This is a genomic window from Qipengyuania sp. CAU 1752 (assembly GCF_054482615.1).
Map to the genome: position 1 here is coordinate 842,196 of NZ_JBTLRE010000001.1, position 19,417 is coordinate 861,612.

General features: G+C 62.2%; 9 protein-coding genes. 8 read left to right on the forward strand and 1 reads right to left on the reverse strand.

The features are described 5' to 3' along the window. Nucleotides 1-231 precede the first annotated feature (231 nt). From ACXYL9_RS04075 to ACXYL9_RS04100, 6 genes are all read left to right on the forward strand, one after another. Nucleotides 232-1,155: a universal stress protein gene (locus ACXYL9_RS04075; protein ID WP_459038307.1), complete on the forward strand. Its 924-nt coding sequence runs from the start codon at nt 232-234 to the stop codon at nt 1,153-1,155. Further along, nucleotides 1,152-9,374 (forward strand): GH36-type glycosyl hydrolase domain-containing protein, encoded by an 8,223-nt coding sequence (locus ACXYL9_RS04080; protein WP_459038308.1) that lies wholly within the window; start codon nt 1,152-1,154, stop codon nt 9,372-9,374. Before ACXYL9_RS04075 ends, ACXYL9_RS04080 begins: the two co-directional genes overlap by 4 nt. Next, a complete protein-coding gene (ppsA, locus tag ACXYL9_RS04085) occupies nt 9,371-11,785 on the forward strand; it encodes a phosphoenolpyruvate synthase (RefSeq protein ID WP_459038309.1) in 2,415 nt (804 codons plus the stop codon). Before ACXYL9_RS04080 ends, ppsA begins: the two co-directional genes overlap by 4 nt. 20 nt (nt 11,786-11,805) lie before the next feature. Beyond that, nucleotides 11,806-12,699 carry a 1-phosphofructokinase family hexose kinase gene (locus tag ACXYL9_RS04090; protein WP_459038310.1) on the forward strand — a complete coding sequence of 298 codons (894 nt, stop codon included), beginning with the start codon at nt 11,806-11,808 and terminating at the stop codon, nt 12,697-12,699. Nucleotides 12,700-13,018: 319 nt separating this feature from the next. Continuing rightward, complete coding sequence (locus tag ACXYL9_RS04095; RefSeq protein WP_459038311.1) at nt 13,019-14,077, forward strand: fatty acid desaturase; 1,059 nt, start codon at nt 13,019-13,021, stop codon at nt 14,075-14,077. 75 nt (nt 14,078-14,152) lie between these two features. Beyond that, complete coding sequence (locus ACXYL9_RS04100) at nt 14,153-14,665, forward strand: SixA phosphatase family protein (protein ID WP_459038312.1); 513 nt, start codon at nt 14,153-14,155, stop codon at nt 14,663-14,665. A gap of 52 nt (nt 14,666-14,717) precedes the next feature. On the opposite strand, the gene ACXYL9_RS04105 is transcribed toward ACXYL9_RS04100, so the two are convergent. Further along, entirely contained in the window at nt 14,718-14,978 is a 261-nt protein-coding gene (locus ACXYL9_RS04105; RefSeq protein ID WP_459038313.1) for a hypothetical protein, read from the reverse strand. Between the two features lie 91 nt (nt 14,979-15,069). Here ACXYL9_RS04105 and ACXYL9_RS04110 point away from each other — a divergent pair, with 91 nt between their 5' ends. Then, entirely contained in the window at nt 15,070-16,941 is a 1,872-nt protein-coding gene (locus tag ACXYL9_RS04110) for an ABC-F family ATP-binding cassette domain-containing protein (RefSeq protein WP_459038314.1), read from the forward strand. A gap of 176 nt (nt 16,942-17,117) precedes the next feature. Further along, the gene (locus ACXYL9_RS04115; protein WP_459038315.1) at nt 17,118-19,412 is read left to right on the forward strand and encodes a bifunctional salicylyl-CoA 5-hydroxylase/oxidoreductase; all 2,295 of its coding nucleotides are present in this window, start codon (nt 17,118-17,120) and stop codon (nt 19,410-19,412) included. Nucleotides 19,413-19,417: the final 5 nt, after the last annotated feature.

Genomic DNA, 19,417 nt, shown 5'->3' on the forward strand with positions numbered 1-19,417 from the left:
GGCACGCCATCGGCCTTCTACGGGAGGTTCCCTATAGGAGGCTCTCGGACACCGCTGCATTCTTCGTTTCACCGGGGAGAGAATCGCTCGCCGCAGACACCCGAGGAAGTTGCAATGGTCACCAGCCAATTCAGACATTTCGCCGAAGCACGGTCCCCATCGCGTTCTGGTCCCCACATTAGCGCCAGGTCGTCCAGGGCGACGCGTGGTGCCAGTGCAGCGCCCCGTCTGGTGGCCTGCGTCGACGATGGCGAGCAGGCGCAAGCGGTTTCCACGCAGGCGCTGGCCATTGCCTGCAGCCTCGGGCTGGAAGTGACCTTTGCGAGGGTGATCGAAGCACAGGGTCATTTCGCCTCGCCCGCTGATCCAATCGAATGGCAAATGCGCCGTCGGGCTCAGCGCGAAAACTTGCGCGACTTCGCCGATCGCGATGAGGAGAAAGTATTGGCGAACAGCGTGCTGCTGGCTGGAGTTCCGGCCGACGAACTCTCCGATTGGGCGCAGGACCATGGCGCGACTATGCTGGCGGTCGGCCGCCGCAGGAGCGATCAGGGAAAGGGGCTGGGTTCGACCGCCCAGGCGTTGCTGGAGCGGGCCGATCATTCGCTTCTGCTGGTTCCGCCCGGCACTCCGAAAGAGGGTGGGTATCGTCGGATCATGATACCGATCGACGGGTCCGCGAGGGCAGACAGCGTTTTGCCGATCGCCCGCCGCATTGCGCGGACGCACGGCGCAGACCTGGTTCTGGTGCATATCGTTCCACGGTTGGAGGTTGTCGGAGGAGCCAATGCGCCGCATGTCGAACAGTCCCGAGACCGTATTGAAGCGCATAACTATCGCCGCGGAAGTCAGCATCTTGAGGACTTGCGCCGCCGTAGCGTCGAGGATGGGGTAAAAGTCACCGCCATCACGCGTGGTCCTGGCGATCCCCGGTCCCTGCTGAGCAAGATAGCTGACGAGGAACACGTGGATCTCATCGTTATGGCATCTCACGGCAATACCGGCTTGCAGGATGTGGCCTGCGGTAGTGTGGCGGAATATCTTGCCGGCCATTCCCCGGTGCCCCTGCTGATGGTGAGGCCCAACATCAAGATCAGCTCCGGCCTCGAACCGGCGAGCTGTCGTGATGCTGCTATCTTTCGATTCGAAGAGTGAGCGCTGAAGAAGACCCCGGTTCGCCCCTTGAACTGGCTGCGCAAAGTCTGGCCGAAAGGCACCGGACCAAACGGGGACCTCCGACAGCGATAGCGGCATGGCAGCATATCGATGCGATGCGGGGTTGGCTTGGCCAAGCCCGTCTAGCTTGCGTCGATCCTCCGCCCGAAGCCAGCAAGGCAGCCGAATGGCTGCTCGACAATGATTACCAGGTCCACCGGGCACTCAGGCAGATTGCCCAGGATATGCCGCGCAGTTTCTACCGCCAATTACCGGCTCTCGTGCAAGACGCCGAAGGAGTGGCGCGCATCTACGCGCTTGCACATGAATTCCTGCGGGCCAGTCATCTGCAGGTCTCGCTGACCGGGGCCTTGCGCTTCGTCCGCGCGTATCAGCAGCAACAGGGGCTCACCATTGCCGAGTTGTGGGCCTTTCCCACGATGTTGCGGATTGCCTGTGTCGAGATTCTCGTTGCCTCGCTGACACCCCTGTTGGGTGGTGGGATGGAATTGCCCTGCGAGCTTTCGCCAGCGGCGTTCGATCCGCAATCGCTCGATCAGACCGAACGGGTGGCGAGGTCGATATCCAACCTGGGTATTGTCGCAGCGATCCCCTGGGATGATTTTTTCGACCGCACCAGCCTGGTCGAGGAGGCGTTGGGTCGCGACCCGTCCGGGCATTATCCGCACATGGATTTCGAGACGCGCGATCGTTATCGAAATGCCGTCGAATATCTGGCGCGGGCCAATGATTGTAGCGAAAGCGATATTGTCCTGGCAGCAATCCGCCGGGCTAGCGCTGCCGAGGCGGAAACCGTCTGCCGCCACGTAGGATTTTGGCTGGTCGACGGGGGGCGCAACGAGCTCGAACGAGAATTGGGTACCGCGGTCGCATTGCATCAGCGACTGACCCGGATGGTGCTGGCCCGACCCGGGTGGTTCTACGCAGTGGCAATTCTACTGTCCGGGATCGCCGCGCTTATCCTGCCAGCGCTTTACCTGGCGCTCGTGGGCGCATCGTTTGAGGGCTGGCTGGGCGCGATGACTGTCAGTGTCGTCCCCGCATCGGTTCTGGCCATCACCGTCGTGCATTGGGCCATCACCCGGGTCTTTCCACCCACCGTTCTGCCCAAGCTGGATTTCCGCAAAGGATTGCCCAAGTCGATGCCCAGCATGGTGGTTTTGCCGGTGCTGATCGGCTCCAGGAATGAAATAGCGAGCCTTGCCCAGCAGCTGGAGACACATTGGCTGGCCAATCTGGACCCGCACCTGCAAGTCGCCTTACTGGCCGATCTTGCGGACGCCTCGGAAGAGGTGATGCCCGGTGACGCCGAGATAGTGGAGGCGCTGATTGAGGCAGTCAGCATGCTTAACCAGCGCCACGCGGGACCAGGCAAAGGGCCGTTTCACCTGTTGTTGCGGCCGCGACGCTACAATCCGGGCGAAGGGTGCTGGATGGCGTGGGAGCGGAAGCGCGGCAAGCTGGAGCAATTTAACAAGTTGCTGATCGACGGGGACATGGCGGCCTTCTCTTTGCACATAGGCGCTCTCGAGGAGCTGCGAGAGATTCGCTATGTCGTGACGGTCGATGCCGACACTCTGTTGCCACCCGGTTCGGTTGCGCGATTGGTCGGCACAATTGCCCATCCGCTCAACAGCGCGCAGGTCGAAGTTGAGACCGGAAAGGTGCAGCGCGGATACGCACTGGTGCAGCCGCGCGTCGAGATTTCCCCGCAAGCTGGCATCCGCAGCGTGTTCGCGCGCCTGTTCACTGGCGACACCGCCATCGACATCTACAGCCGGGCGGTGTCCGACGTTTACCAAGACCTGTTTGGAGCGGGTATCTTTGTGGGCAAGGGCATCTATGACGTGCGCGCTTTCCATGCCTCGGTGGACGGTCGCGTGCCGGAAAACCGGATACTCAGCCACGATCTGTTCGAAGGGGCGCATGGCAAGGCCGCGCTGGCCACCGACATCGTCCTGTACGAGAATTTTCCGGCGAGTTACCCCGAATATGCCCGCCGCCTGCACCGCTGGATCAGGGGTGACTGGCAATTGCTCGCGTGGCTTTGGCCCCGGGTACCTGGCGCCGGCGGGGCCAGGTTGCGCAATCCGATCAGCGGGATCGACCGCTGGAAAATCCTCGACAATTTGCGTCGCAGCTTGGTCGCGCCGGGACTGGTTGTTCTCGCACTTGCCGGCTGGTTCGTGCTGCCGGGCAGTCCGTGGTTCTGGACTGCGCTGGTGGTGTTGGCGCCCGGATGGCAATTGTTCACCGATGTCATTAGCGGGCTAGCGCGCGGGCGGCGCGTCGGGGCGTCCTATGGCGCGCTTGCGCGCTTGTCCGATCAGGCGGGACGATGGCTTCAGGCGATGGTCTACCTTCTGCATGAAGCGTTGCTGTCGTTCAGCGCAATCAGCGTCACCTTGTGGCGCAATCTGGTCAGCCACAAGCATCTGCTCGAATGGACTGCTGCGGCGCATGTCGCCGTGCGAATGAAAAAAAGCAGTCCCCGGTCGTCGGTTTGGCGGGAGATGTGGATCGGCCCGGTGGTCGCTACCGCCATCACCACGGTACTGGCCGCGTTCAGGCCATCGGCCTTGCCAAGCGCGTTAGTGCTGTTGGTACCGTGGATAGTGGCGCCCGAAATTGCCCTGTGGAGCGGCAAATCGCGCAAGTCAAAAGCGGTGCCATTGGGGGACGGTGATACCGAGTATCTTCGCCTGCTCGCCCGCCGGACATGGTATTTTTTCGAAAGCTTTGCCGGACCCGAAGACAATTGGCTGCCACCCGATAACTATCAGGGACCGCCGCATGAGGAGATCGGCCACCGCACATCGCCGACCAATATCGGAATGCTGCTTCTATCCACGGCGGCTGCCTGGGACTTGGGCTATCTCGGACGGGCAGAGCTGGTCGCGCGCGGACGCAACGTCTTTGATGCCCTGGACCGGCTGGAGCGTTATCGAGGTCACTTCTACAATTGGTACGAAACCCGCCATCTGCATCCGCTCGAGCCGAGATATGTCTCGGTCGTCGATAGTGGCAATCTTGCTGTCTGCCTGATCGCCTTTGCCGAAACCCTGCGCGAGGCGACCGCGCAGGGCGGGCTGGAGGCGCAAAGGTGGGAGGGGCTGAACGACCTGTTCGAACTGATTGATCACGCCGCGTCCCACTTTCCGGATGCGGCCGACCTGCGTGGCCTGATCACGACAACTCGCGCGCGGATAGCTGCGGCAGAAGGTGGGGCACAACAGGCCTCATTGCTCGACTGGATGGACGATACAGCCCTGCCGTCCATTGTGGGTGCAGCGGAAGAAATAGCGGCAAACGCAGGTCATGATGCCCCGGAAAATCTGCGCGATCTGTTCGTATGGCTCGACCGCTTGCGCCACCATCTGGACGAGATGCACCGCGACCAGGGCGCGTCTGGCGAAATCGCGAAAGAGCTTCACGCACTGGCGGAAGATGCAGGCGCTCTGGCCTGGTCGATGGACTTTTCCTGGCTTTATGATCGGGAGCGCCGGCTGTTCTTCATCGGTCACAATGTTTCTGCCAGCCGGATCGATACACACCATTACGATTTGCTCGCGTCCGAAGCGCGGTTGGCGAGTTTCTTTGCGATCGCCAAGGGCGATGTTCCTGTCGAGCACTGGTTTCATCTCGAACGACCGGTGACCCGCGCGCCCGGCGGGCTGTCGTTGCTGTCGTGGAACGGATCGATGTTCGAATATCTGATGCCACGATTGCTGCTCCGCGGTGAGCCGGAAACGCTGCTCGGCGAGAGCGAGCGGGTCGCGGTGGAGATACAGCGTCGTCATGCCAAGGACCACGACCTGCCATGGGGGGTATCGGAATCGGCCTTCGCCGAACGCGACCCGGAACATCGCTATCGCTATCAGGCATTTGGCACGCCCGGCCTGGGCCTGAAACGTGGTCTGTCGCGGGACCAGGTCATTGCGCCGTATGCTTCTGCATTGGCCTTGGCAGTGGCGCCCGGTTACGCGACAGCCAATCTCCGCCAGATGTCCGCATTGGGGGCGGAAGGGCGCTATGGCATGTGGGAAGCGCTTGATTTCACGCCCGATCGCGCGCCTGCCAACGGGCGCTTCACTCCAGTCGTCGCTTATATGGCCCACCATCAGGGCATGATACTGTGCGCGATAGCCAATCTCCTGACAAACGACCGGATGGTGGACCGTTTTGGACGCGATCCCCAGATGCGGCTTGTTTCGTTGCTGTTGAGCGAGCGGGTGCCGCATGAAATCCCACCTGAGATCGAGCGGCTCGAAACGCTCGAAGCGCCGGACGTGGCCGTGCAGGTGGGCGCCATCGCCCCGTGGGAGCCGCAAGCGACGGTCTTTCCGCAGGTTCAGGTGCTGGGCAATGGGCGGCTGTCGAGTTGGATTTCGGAAAGCGGCGGAGGGGCGCTGCGCTGGCAAGGCCAGTCGCTGACCCGCTTCGTGCCGGATGCCACGCGCGACGCTGACGGGATATGGCTCTATCTCCACGAGGAAAGCAGCGGTGCCCTATGGTCCGCTACGCGCCAGCCGACTGCGGCGGTCGCGGACGAATATAGCGTGATATTCCAGCCGCATATGGCAGAGTTCCATCGCCGCGATCACGGGATCGACCTGCGGATGGAGGTCAGCGTTGGCAACGGCGACGATCTGGAGCTCCGCCGTTTGACCCTCGTCAATGAAACCGCCGATATCCGCACATTACGGCTCACGAGTTACGCCGAGATTGTGCTTGCTCAACCGCTCGATGATGAACGCCACCCGGCCTTCAGCAAGTTGTTTACTGGCGGTGAGTTTGTTCCCCGGATCGGTGGGCTACTGTTTACTCGGCGGCCTCGAAGCCCGCGTGAAACACCTGCGACTCTCGTCCATTTCGCGGTGGACACAGACGGACCGGTCAAGGACCTGCGCCACGAAGTGGACCGGCGTGCCTTCATCGGGCGAGGCCGGACCTTGCGCAATCCGGTTGGCGCAGCGAGCAAGCTGGGCGGGAGCGAGGGGCACACGCTCGATCCCATTGCAGCGCTGCAATTCGAAATCCCGCTGAAGCCGGGCGAGCTGCGCACCATCTGTATTGTTACAGCGGTTGCTGCCGGACGGGCCGCCGCACTCGAGATTGCTGCCCGCCATGCGACGCTTTCCTCGATGGACTGGGTTCTGGGCGATGCCGAACTGGAGTCCGCGCGGGCAATCGGGCGTGCGCGGGTAAAGCCGAAAAACCTGCCGGCGCTGCAGTCGCTCGGCTCGCTTCTGATTCATCCCCACCCTGCATTGCGGGGGGAGCCTGCACGCATCCGCGAGAATCGCCTGGGGCAGGGCGGGCTATGGGGTCTCGCACTGTCCGGTGATTTACCGATCCTGCTTTTGCGGACGAGCGGGGCGAGGGGGCGCATGATCCCGCTTCTGGTCAGCGCACACCAATGGTGGCGGCGAATTGGCCTGCCCGTCGATCTTGTCATCCTCCAGAACAGCGGTTCCACCTACGCCGAGCCAATGCGCGGCGAACTGCACGAGTTGCTTCGAGACGTCGGAGCGAGCGAGATGCTGGGCCGCAATGGCGGGATCCACCTGCTGTTTGCGGACCAGAGCGGTTTCGATCAGGTCCGCCTGATGGAAGCAATGGCCTGGGTGATACTGGACGATGACGCCGGAGACTTGGAAGCCCAACTCGCACGCGCCCGTACCTCGGCATCGCCACCCCCGCCAATCCTGCCGAGCGTCGAATATCTGTCCACGCCTGAAGTTGGACCAGAGCAGGCCGGGAAAAGTCCAGAACCGCTATTGTTCGAAAATGGTTTCGGCGGCTTTTGTCCCGCCAGCGGCGATTACCTGATCCATCTCGAACCCGGTCGGCCAACCCCTGCGCCGTGGGTCAACGTGTTGGCCAATGACAGGTTCGGAACGCTGATGAGCGAGACCGGGGGCGGCTTTACTTGGTCGATCAACAGCGGGGAAAACCGCCTGACCCCGTGGACCAACGACCCCGTTTCCGATCGCCCGGTCGAGATACTCTACTTGCGTGACGAGGAGAGTGCGGCCGTCTGGTCGGTCACGCCGGCACCTGCGGGCCATGAGGCGCCGTGCGATATTCGCCACGGGGCAGGGTTTTCCGAGTGGCGCAAGTCATCGCATGGGATCGTGCAACACCAGCGGGTCTTTGTCGCACCGGACGCGGCGGTCAAGCTAGTGCGATTGCGGCTTGAAAATAAAACGGCTCGCCATCGTCGCCTGACCGCGACCTATTACGCTGAATGGTTGCTCGGATCGCTGCCTTCGATTGCACGCAGGCACGTTTCCTGCCGCTTCGATGCAGGCGCACAGGCGGTGATTGCGACCAGCCCGTGGAACATTGATTTCGCGGATCGGGCGGTCTTTCTCACCGCAACGGTCGATGCGCATGGCTTTACCACCGACCGGGAGGAATTCCTCGGGCGGGGGGGCGATCAGGCTGCGCCAGCGGCGCTGGGTCGTTGGGGGCTCGCCGGCAACGAGGTGGCGGGTGGAGATGCCTGCGGAGCCTATCAGGTGCACATCGAACTCGCCCCGGGCGAGGGCACGGAAGTAACCTTCATCCTCGGCGATGCAGCGAGCGAGGAGAAAGCCCTTTCGCTGGCTGCAAATTGGCGCTCGGACACCATGGTCGCGGATGCCGAAACTGCGCTGGCCCGAACTTGGGGCGATTTGCTGGGCAGCGTCGAGGTCGAAACGCCGGATCCCGCATTTGATCTGATGATCAATCGCTGGCTGATTTACCAAAGCATGTCGGCGCGGGTGATGGCGCGATCCGGCTTCTACCAGGCGAGCGGTGCCATCGGCTTTCGCGACCAGTTGCAAGACGTTCTGGCGTTGTTGCAGATCGATCCCGTCCGCGCGCGCGCGCACATTCTTGTCTGCGCGGCGCATCAGTTCGAGGAGGGCGACGTCCTGCATTGGTGGCACCCGCCATCCGAGCGCGGCGTACGCACACGCTTTTCCGACGATTTGATGTGGTTGCCCTACGCGGCTGGAACCTACGTCCGCGCGACGGGCGATCTTGGCATTCTGGACGAATTGGTCCCCTTCCTGTCAGCCCCGCCTCTGACCGCAGATGAGAGCGATCGCTATGCTAAGTTTGAACCATGCGGTCCTGCCGCGCCCCTGATTGAGCATTGCGAGCGGGCCATGAAACGAATGGAGTTGGGCGCCAACGGCCTGCCCCTGATGGGGACGGGCGACTGGAACGACGGGATGGACAGGGTAGGGGACGAAGGGCGCGGCGAGAGCGTCTGGCTTGCCTGGTTCGGTGCCGTAACTGCAGATTTGTTGGCCGATATGGAACGGCGGATGGGCCGCACTGACGAGGCCGCAGAATGGGAAGCGCGGGCAGAGACCTTGCGCTGTAATGCCGAGGAAGCGGGCTGGGATGGTGGCTGGTATCGCCGCGCCTATGACGATGAGGGCCATCCTCTGGGCGCATCCGGGTCAGACGAATGCCGGATCGATTCCATCTCGCAAAGCTGGGCAGCATTTGCCGGCGCCAACCCGGAACGGGTCACACTGGCGCTGCAGGCGGCTAAACGCGAATTAATCGATCCGGAAGCGGCGCTGGCGCGGCTGCTGTGGCCACCGTTCGACAAGGGCCCCCGCGATCCCGGCTATATCAAGGCCTATCCACCGGGCTTGCGCGAAAATGGCGGACAATATTCGCATGCCGCCGCCTGGTTGGGCCTGGCATTGGCGCAAACCGGCGATGCCGATGGAGCGCTGGATATTTTTCACATGATCTGCCCGGTGCAGCGCACTGCATCCCGTGAAGGTGCTGAACTCTATCGCATCGAACCTTACGTTGTGGCGGGTGATATCGCCTCTGCCGATCCGCATCGCGGCAAAGGAGGGTGGAGCTGGTATACGGGGGCCGCGTCCTGGACATGGCGGCTGGGTGTCGAAGGCTTGCTGGGGCTGACCCTGCGCGATGCCGGAGTGCACATCGCGCCGTCTCTGCCCCGGGATTGGCCTGGCTATCGCGCAATCCTGCGGCGTGGCACTGCGAAGATCGTGGTCCACGTCGAACGATCGGATTCCGGTCGGGACCTCGAGATCATCGTCGATGGGGTGCGCCATCAGGGCGATACCATTCCCTTCCCAGACCAAGGCAAGGAGTGCCAGGTGCACGTAAACCTGCGGACGAAAACCAATGCATCAGTGGGAGCGCCAGCATGACCAAGGCATTGATCTTGAAGTTTGAAGACGTGTCGCGAGGGGATGTCGGCAAGGTTGGCGGAAAGAATGCATCGCTAGGTGAGATGATCGGCGCCTTGGTGCCAAAGGGAATCGCCGTGCCCCCCGGGTTTGCAACCACCGCGGACGCATTTCGGCTTTTTATCGCGCATAATAAGCTTGCGCCGGTCATCGGGGACCATTTCGCGGCCCTCGCTGCGGGCGATCGCTCGCTGGCCGAGACTGGTAAAGCCATTCGCACTGCCATCCTTGCCGGGCAATGGCCCGATGCGCTGAAGGGGGCAATTGGCAAGGCGTATCGTGATCTTGCCAAGGAGGCTGGGGATCCGGCGCTGGCAACAGCTGTCCGCTCCAGCGCCACTGCGGAAGATTTGCCCGAAGCGAGCTTTGCCGGCCAGCAGGAGACCTTTCTCAATATAAGCGGCGAGGAGGCGCTGCTCGATGCGTGTCGCCGTTGTTACGCCTCGTTATATACTGACCGGGCGATCTCCTACCGTGCAGCGCATGGTTTTACCGAGGATACCGTCGCACTTTCGATCGGCGTGCAGCAGATGGTGCGCGCCGATCTGGCGAGTTCCGGCGTGATGTTTTCCATCGATACCGAGAATGGCTTTCCCGATTCGGTGCTGATCGACGGCGCATGGGGACTGGGCGAGAATGTCGTTCAGGGCGCAGTCGATCCCGATGCTTGGCAGGTTTTCAAGCCACTGCTGGATGACGCCGCGCTCTGCCCGATAATCGAGAAAAGTCGCGGCGCGAAAGCGGTCAAGATGGTCTATTCGGGAGGTGGGGAAGGGACCACGGTAAACATCGAAACCAGCGCAGAAGAGCGAGCGGGCTTCGTACTGACTGACAGCGAAGTCGTGCAGTTGGCGCGGTGGGCCACGCTCATCGAAACACATTACGGCTGCCCGATGGACATGGAATGGGCGAAAGATGGCCCTGACGGCGGACTATTCATCGTTCAGGCGCGGCCCGAAACGGTCCAGTCGCGCGCTGATCGGGGCACACTCCAATCCTATTCGTTGGATCGTGCGGGGGATGTCCTGACAACCGGCCTTGCCATCGGGGCGGCTGCAGCGACAGGTAAGGTTTGCCGGATCGAAAGCGCAGCGGACATCGCTGATTTCGTGGATGGATCGGTGCTGGTGACTTCCACTACCGATCCCGATTGGGTGCCGATCATGCAGCGCGCCGCCGCCATTGTCACCGATCACGGCGGGCGGACATCGCACGCAGCCATTGTCAGCCGTGAATTTGGCCTGCCCGCAGTCGTCGGCACGGGCAATGCCATGGAGGTGCTGCAGTCGGGGCAAGAGGTCACGGTCAGCTGCGTCGGAGGCGACCAGGGCGTGGTTTATGCCGGGATAGCCCAGATCACCGCTGAAACGATTGATCTGACCGGGTTGCCCGATACGCGCATCAAGGTCATGCTCAACCTGGCTGATCCAAGTGCAGCCAGCCGTTGGTGGCAGCTCCCAACTGCCGGTGTGGGACTGACGCGGATGGAATTCGTCATCGCCAACACGATCAAGGCGCATCCAATGGCGCTGGTTCACTTTGATGAACTGGAGGACGCAGAAGCGAAGGCCGAGATCGGGCGCCTGACTGCCGGATATGCGGACAAGGGCGAGTACTTCGTCGATCAACTCGCCTTCGGCCTCGCGAGGATTGCCGCGGTTCACTATCCGGAACCGGTCATCGTGCGGATGAGCGATTTCAAGACAAATGAGTATGCCGGGCTCGTCGGCGGGGCTGCGTTCGAGCCAGAAGAGGAAAATCCGATGCTCGGATTCCGCGGGGCATCGCGCTATTACTCGCCGCTATACCGCGCCGGTTTCGAGCTGGAATGCCGCGCGATCAAGCGACTGCGAGAGCGTTTGGGCTTCAACAACGTCGCGGTGATGATCCCCTTTTGCCGGACCTTGGAGGAAGCGGATCGAGTGCTGGAGGTGATGGCCAGTGCGGGACTCAAGCGTGGCGAAAACGGCCTTGAAGTCTACGTGATGTGCGAGATCCCGGCCAATGTCATATTGGCGGGCGAGTTCGCAGAGCGGTTCGACGGTTTTTCAATCGGCAGCAACGATCTCACCCAGCTTACCCTTGGGATCGACCGCGATTCCGAGTTGCTTGCCGATCAATTCGATGAGCGCAATCCGGCTGTCGAATGGATGATCCGCCATGTCATCACGGAAGCGCACCGGCACGCCACCAAGGTGGGCCTGTGCGGACAGGCCCCCAGCGACCATCCGGAATTTGCCCGCTTCCTGGTGGAATGCGGGATCGATTCAATTTCAGTGACACCGGACAGCTTCGTGGCGGTCAAACGCCATGTCGCGCAGGCGGAACAGGACTTCGCGGAGACCGCGAGCAAGGGGGAACCAGTCGCATGATGGATCTTGGAACATTGACAATGAACCCCACTCTTGATGCGGCGTATGAAGTCGACCGAGTGATCCCGTCACGCAAGATGCGGGCGAGCGCAGAGCGATATGATCCGGGCGGTGGCGGCATCAACGTGGCGCGGGTGTTCGTACGGCTGGGTGGCAATGCCCGATGCTATTACCTTTCCGGCGGCGCGACCGGAGTGGCGCTCGACGGCTTGCTCGACTTGCATCAGTTGGTTCGTTCACCGACCAGGATCGCAGGCCAGACACGCGTCGCCGCCGCCGTGCACGAACGCAGCAGCGGACAGGAATATCGTTTCATCCCCGGCGGGCCCGAAGTGAGCGAAGCCGAATGGCGTGCTTGCCTGAAAAGTCTGGAAGCCGCGAAACACGATTTCCTCGTTGCCAGCGGTTCCCTGCCGCGCGGAGTGCCGGAAGATTTCTATGCCAGGGTGGCTGCCATGGCCAAGGCGCAAGGGATGCGGTTTGTCCTCGACACGTCGGGTCCGGCTCTGGCCGCTGGCTTGGAAGGGGGTGACATATTCCTCGCCAAGCCCAGCATCGGTGAATTTCGCGCTCTCGTTGGTGAGGATGTGACAGGCGAAAAGGCCATTGCAGATGCGGCCATGGCGGTGGTTGAGCGCGGCCACGCAGAATATCTTGTCGTCACCATGGCTGCAGAGGGCGCCTTGCTCGCCAGTCATTCGGGGCCGCTGCGCCTGCCGGCATTGGCGGTGGACGCTTGCAGCGCCGTGGGTGCGGGCGATAGTTTCCTGGCGGCGATGGTGCATGCGCTGGCGATGGGGCGCAAGCCGGAAGAAGCGTTTCGCTTCGGCTTGGCTGCCGGAGCCGCAGCAGTCCTGACCCCGGGCACAGATCTCTGCCGCCCGGAAGATGTGAAGAGGCTTTTCGAGCAGTAAGGCATCAAATCTGATAGCTGTCGCTGCGGACGGGAAGATATGCGTCACCGACCGTTTGATGAATTATCCCGGTCCTGGTGCACCATTGATCTTGGGGGATAACGGTTGCCTCGCGCGACCGGGCAACGAATGCGTCGAGCAGGATCAGGCACTCGCTCGCCTGACCCTTCAGCACCAGGTCTTGATTGATCCCTGGTAATTAATCGGCCGCCAGCGAGGGAAAAGCTTGCCCTTTTCGGATCTTGGGGTTGCTGGCCCAATCGAAGAAGATCCACAAACCTGCGTGACAATGCTGGTGGCGGCATATAGCGCTTCGACCGTGAGCACGCCTGTCCATGAAGAAGCCTGCAATGATGGAGCCCCTGTCATTGCCTCTGCGCCGCTTGATCCGCAGCAGCTAATGCGTGAATTGAATGCGTTTCGCGAGCCGCACCTCAAACGGAGCGGATGGGAACTGGCGGTCACGCTGGTTCCGTTCCTTACCTTGTTCGCGCTTATCGTGGTTGCGGTCCAGGCAGGCTATTTCCTGGCGCTTGCGTTAACACCGCTCGCGGGGCTGTTTCTGCTTCGGCTGTTTATCATACAGCACGATTGCGGCCACGGAGCCTTCCTGCGCGGCAGGGCGGGTAATGACTGGCTCGGTAGAGCGCTGGGTGTATTCACGCTCACGCCCTATGATTGCTGGCGGCGTTCGCATGCGCTGCATCACGCTGCGACCGGCAATTTGGACGCCCGCGGAATTGGGGATGTCGACACGCTGACAGTTCGCGAATTCCAGGAGCGCACGCGCCTGCAGCGGTTTCTCTACCGCTTTTATCGCCATCCTCTGGTCTTGTTGGGCCTTGGCCCGGCCTATCTGTTTTTGCTGCGTCACCGGCTCCCGATTGGCCTGATGAGCGAAGGACGGATTTACTGGGTGAGCGCGATAGCGACCAATTTGGTGACCGCGCTGATCCTGGCCATGCCGATCTATATGGCGGGCATCGGCGTTACAGCACTGGTGTTTTTCCCTGTATTGCTCACCGCCGCTTCGATGGGCGTCTGGCTGTTCTATATACAACATCAGTTTTCAGATGCGCATTGGGACCGAGAGGCCGACTGGTCTTTCTACCATGCTGCCTTGCATGGGAGTTCGCACCTCGACCTGCCGCCTGTCTTGCGCTGGTTTACCGGCAATATCGGCATCCACCATGTCCATCATCTGGCTAGCCGAATTCCGTTCTACCGCTTGCCGGAAGTGTTGGAGAAGCACCCCCCCTTGCACGACTTGAACCGGTTTACCGCGCTACACACCTTGAGCGCCTTGCGGCTCGCATTGTGGGATGAGGGCGAACGGAGGCTCGTTACTTTTCGCGAAGCATCGCGGATTACCGCCTAGAATTTCGCTGGACCACCGCGTCGCAGGCCCGGTTGTCGCCGCGTGCAATTAGACCCAAACGAAGGGAAAAATGCGATGAAAAGCTGGCGTGCGATGGTGCTGCTTGTGACACTTGCGCTGGGAGCGTGCGCGGCGCCAGCGACACGCGACCGCGACGGGGCCGCTTCTTCCCATCAGGATAGAGACGCGATCTTCGTCATCAGGCATTTGCACAAAGCCCAAGGCGACGATCCCCCGCTCAATAGCGAGGGCACCGCAGCAGCAGAGCGCCTTGCGGAGATGTTGGCGGACAAGGGCATCGTCGCGATTTATGCAACTGCAACGCGCCGCGCGATGGAGACAGCCGCCCCGCTGTCGAGGAGGATCGGCGTCACGGTCACCCAGTACGACGCTCGTCAGCCTGAAGCCCTCGTTACCTCTGTCACGGCGAGCGAGGGAGCAGTGCTGGTCGTCGGCCACAGCAATACCGTTCCCGACCTGGTGGCGCGCTTCGGCGGGCACCAGGCGCCTGAATTGACGGAACAGGATTATGGAACGGTCTTCATGATCGATGCGACCGGCAAGGTGCATGAGTTGGTGGTCGACTGAGCGACCAGTCTCCGCAAGAGCCAGCCGTGATCGCTAGATCGAAGGATAGGGATCAGTCCGGCGTGGCGGCGGCGAGCAGATCCATCAAGTTGCGCGCCGCTTCGCGGTCGGTCGGATCCTCGAACGCGACATCCAGGTCAGGCGCCGCGTCCAGCATGTAAAGCAAGGACCATAGTGCGAAGCGCCGCCCACGGTCGCGCTCAAGCCCGAAATCGACGCGCATTCGATCAACCCCGGCGGGCAGGGCGGCCGGATCGACTTCGGCTAGGTCGGGCGTCCCGAAATAGCGCTGCAACAGGTCTTGCATCTCCATTCCCCCTCGCTAGCGCACCGGGCAGATCGTGCAAGCCACCGGGCCGGGAATTCCTTTGGGCGCGGCGCGATAGGCTGTTAAGGGGCCGCGCATGCTTACCATCGACGGTGTCACAGTGCGGCTTGGCGGCCGGCCTATTCTCGAACGTGCCACCGCGACGGTACCGGTGGGTGCTCGCGTCGGCCTGATCGGACGCAACGGCGCAGGCAAGTCCACGCTGATGAAAGCGCTGATCGGTGAGATCGAGCCCGACGCAGGCGAAATCACCAAGCCCTCGCGCGCTCGGATCGGCTATATTGCGCAGGAAACGCCCAGCGGCACAATGACGCCGGAGGAAGTCGTGCTGGCTTCTGCAACAGAGCGTGCGCAATTGCTGGCGGAGCTGGAAACCTGCACCGATATGGACCGGATGGGTGATGTGCACGAACGCCTGCTGGCGATCGATGCCTACAGCGCACCGGCACGCGCGGCCAAGATCCTCAACGGTCTGGGTTTCGATGAAGAGATGCAGCAGCGCCCAGTGGAGACCTTCTCCGGCGGGTGGAAAATGCGCATCGCTTTGGGTGCGTTGCTATTTTCCGAGCCCGACATTCTCCTGCTCGACGAACCGTCCAATCACCTCGATCTGGAAGCGACGCTGTGGCTCGAGAATTTCCTCCGATCCTATCCGGCAACGCTGGTGGTGATCAGCCATGAACGCGACCTGCTGAACAAGGTGGTCGACCACATCCTCCACCTGCAGGGTGGCCAGTTGACGCTGTATCCGGGGGGGTACGATGCGTTCGAGAAACAGCGGGCCGAGCGCGCGGCGCAACTGGCCTCGGCAAAGGCTTCACAGGATGCACAGCGAGCGCGGCTGCAGGATTACGTCGCCCGCAACAGCGCGCGCGCCTCGACTGCCAAGCAAGCGCAATCGCGGGCCAAGATGCTGGCGAGGATGCAACCCATCGCGGCGCTTATGGAAGACCCGACGCTAAGCTTCGACTTTCCCGATCCCGCAGAACTGCGATCGCCGATGATCACGCTTGAGCATGCGGCGGTGGGCTATGGCGAAGCGCCGCCGGTCCTGCGGCGGTTGAATTTCCGCATCGAAGCCGATGACCGGATCGCGCTGCTGGGCCGCAACGGCAATGGCAAGACCACGCTGGCGCGGCTGCTGGCCTCGCAACTGGCCCCGGCAGAAGGCGAGATGAACGCGCCCGGCAAGCTGAAGGTGGGCTATTTCACGCAATACCAGGTCGAGGAACTGGCCGGCGAAGACACCCCGCTGGACCTCATGAACCGCGCGATGGAGGGCCAGTCGCAGGGCGCGATACGCGCGCAACTGGGACGGTTCGGCTTCTCGGGTTCGCGTGCGCAGACCCGGGTGGACAAGCTCTCAGGCGGGGAGCGTGCACGGCTGGCGCTGGCTCTGATCACCCGCGACGCGCCGCACCTGCTGATCCTCGACGAGCCGACTAACCACTTGGACGTCGATGCGCGCGAGGCGCTAATCCAGGCGCTGAACGACTATTCCGGCGCCGTGATCCTCATCAGTCATGATCGGCACATGGTCGAACTGACGGCTGACCGGCTGGTTCTGGTCGATAGCGGAACGGCCCGCGAATATGCGGGCAGCATGGATGATTACATCGACTTCGTGCTGGGCCGCAGACAGCCCAAGGGCGACCGGGGCGGCAAGGCCGGGAAGCCGCGCGGCGCAGGCCAGGCGAATAACCCGGCGCAACTGCGCAGCGCAAAAGCGGAGTTTGCAAAGACCGAAGAAGCGATCGCGCGCCTGACAGATGAAATCAAAAAGCTCGACCGCCTGATCCTCGAAAGCACCAGCGGCAACGCCGGGCCGGACAGCGCGAAGATGCAGGACCTCCTCAAGGCGCGGGCCGAGGCCGCCGACACCCTGGCAGGCTCGGAAGAAAATTGGCTGGCGGCCGCTGCGGCTTTAGAGGAAATCGAGCAAGGGTAGAGCTATTGTCCCCGGAGCGCCCCCCCCGAGGACGGCGAACTTGGCTCGACCCGCTCGCCGAGATGCAGGCACTGCGATCATTCTTCCTGCCCAAAGATCGACGAGAAAGCCGATTGGTCTTGAAATAGATTCAGCCTGCGGTCACTCATGTCGACGTGGAGAGTGGGCTGAGAAAAATGAGAAAGGTCGCGATCTGCGGTGGGGGCCCGGCAGGGCTCTATGCCGCGATAAGCCTCAAGCTGCGTCAACCGGATTGCGCGATCACCGTGTTCGAACGCAACCGGCCCGACGACACTTTCGGCTGGGGCGTGGTGCTGTCAGAAGAGACGCTCGAGAACCTCGCCGCCAACGATGCCGACAGCGCCGACGCGATCCGTGCCGATTTTGCCTATTGGGACGATATCGCAGTGGTGCGCGGCGACAGCCGTATCGTGTCGACCGGACACGGCTTCTGCGGCATCGGGCGACGAAGGCTGTTGGCAATATTGCAGGAGCGGGCAGTCGGGCTGGGCGTATCGATCGATTTTGAAACCGAGGTGGACGATGTCGCCGTATTAATGCGCGACTATGACCTTGTCATCGCCGCCGACGGGGTCAACTCGAGGACGCGTGAACAATTTGCGGACATCTTCTGTCCCGAGATCGATGTGCGAACCAACAAGTTCGTCTGGCTCGGCACGCACCAGAAATTCGACGACGCCTTCACCTTCATCTTCGAGAAAACCGAACATGGCTGGGTCTGGGCCCATGCCTACCAGTTCGACAGTGACACGGCGACGTTCATCGTCGAATGCAGGGAAGAGACCTGGAACGCTTCCGGCTTTGGCGAAATGGACCGGGATCAATCGGTCGCCGCCTGCGAGTCCATCTTTGCAGATCATCTCGGTGGGCACGCGCTGATCTCCAATGCCAGGCACCTGAGGGGCGGGGGCTGGCTCAACTTCCCGCGGGTCCTGTGCGAGCGCTGGCACCACGAAAACCTGGTCCTGCTCGGAGATGCAGCAGCGACAGCGCATTTCTCGATCGGCTCGGGCACCAAACTAGCGATGGAAAGCGCGATTGCGCTGGCCGATCTGCTCCAGGACAAGCCCGATCGAGAAAGCGCATTCCAGGCCTACGAGGAGGAGCGTCGGGTCGAAGTGCTCAAGCTCCAGTCCGCGGCGCGCAATTCGTGCGAGTGGTTCGAGGAAGTGGAGCGGTATCTCACGCTCGAACCGGTGCAGTTCGCCTATTCGCTGCTGACCCGCTCGCAGCGTATCAGCCATGAGAACCTGCGGCTGCGCGATGGCAAGTGGCTGGGCGAGGCGGAAGGGTGGTTCCATCGCCAGGCGGGGAGCAATTCCGCTCGCGCCCCGATGTTCGCGCCGTTTCGCCTGCGCAGCCTCCAGCTGGCCAATCGCGTCGTCGTGTCACCTATGGCGCAGTACAAGGCGATCGACGGCTGCCCGACCGACTGGCACTTCGCCCATTATGCCGAGCGCGCCAAGGGCGGTGCCGGACTGGTTTATATCGAGATGACCTGCGTCGCTGCCGATGCCCGGATCACGCCGGGATGCCCTGGCCTCTACGCGCCCGAACATGAGGCGGCGTGGAAGCGGCTGACCGACTTCATCCATGCCGAAACCGGAGCGAAGGTCTGCGCGCAGCTTGGCCATGCCGGTCCGAAGGGATCGACCCAGCTCGGCTGGGAGGAAATGGACGCGCCGCTCGTGGATGATAATTGGCCGCTGATCGCCGCTTCCGCCGTGCCGTGGTCGGAGCGCAACCAGGTGCCCAAGGCCATGGAGCGGGCCGACATGGATCGCGTGCGCGACCAATTCGTCGGGGCTGCGCAGATGGCAGAGCGCGCAGGCTTCGACATGATCGAACTGCACATGGCGCACGGCTATCTGCTGTCGAGCTTTATCACCCCGCTGACTAACCGGCGCGAAGACGAATATGGCGGTAGCCTGGAAAACCGCATGCGCTACCCGCTGGAAGTGTTTAGCGCGGTGCGCGCCGTGTGGCCGGAGGACAAGCCAATCGCGGTGCGCATCTCTGCCAACGATTGGGTTGGGGAGGATGGCGTGACGCCCGATGAGGCCGTCGGAATCGCTGAATTGCTGCGGGAAGCGGGCGTCGATATCTGCGACGTTTCCGCCGGTCAGACCTCGACCCGGGCGCAGCCGGTCTATGGGCGCATGTTCCAGACGCCGTTTTCCGACCGTATCCGCAACGAAACCGGCATGGCGACAATGGCGGTGGGCAATATATACGAGCCCGACCATGTGAACTCGATCCTGCTGGCAGGCCGCGCCGACCTCGTCTGCCTCGCGCGCCCGCATCTCAGCGATCCCTACTGGACGCTGCATGCCGCCGCCGGGCTCGGAGATACTTCGGTGGCCTGGCCCGACCCCTATCTCGCCGGCCGCGACCAGCTTTACCGGCTCGCCGAGAAAGAGCGTCTCGCTGCCGAGGAGTTCAAGGCATGAGCGAA

What these genes read in the sequence shown, in the direction of transcription:
- ppsA (WP_459038309.1), top strand. Translation starts at nt 9,371, where the DNA reads ATGACCAAGGCATTGATCTTGAAGTTTGAAGACGTGTCGCGAGGGGAT.
- ACXYL9_RS04090 (WP_459038310.1), top strand. Translation starts at nt 11,806, where the DNA reads ATGAACCCCACTCTTGATGCGGCGTATGAAGTCGACCGAGTGATCCCG.
- ACXYL9_RS04100 (WP_459038312.1), top strand. Translation starts at nt 14,153, where the DNA reads ATGAAAAGCTGGCGTGCGATGGTGCTGCTTGTGACACTTGCGCTGGGA.
- ACXYL9_RS04105 (WP_459038313.1), bottom strand. Translation starts at nt 14,978, where the DNA reads ATGGAGATGCAAGACCTGTTGCAGCGCTATTTCGGGACGCCCGACCTA.
- ACXYL9_RS04110 (WP_459038314.1), top strand. Translation starts at nt 15,070, where the DNA reads ATGCTTACCATCGACGGTGTCACAGTGCGGCTTGGCGGCCGGCCTATT.
- ACXYL9_RS04115 (WP_459038315.1), top strand. Translation starts at nt 17,118, where the DNA reads ATGAGAAAGGTCGCGATCTGCGGTGGGGGCCCGGCAGGGCTCTATGCC.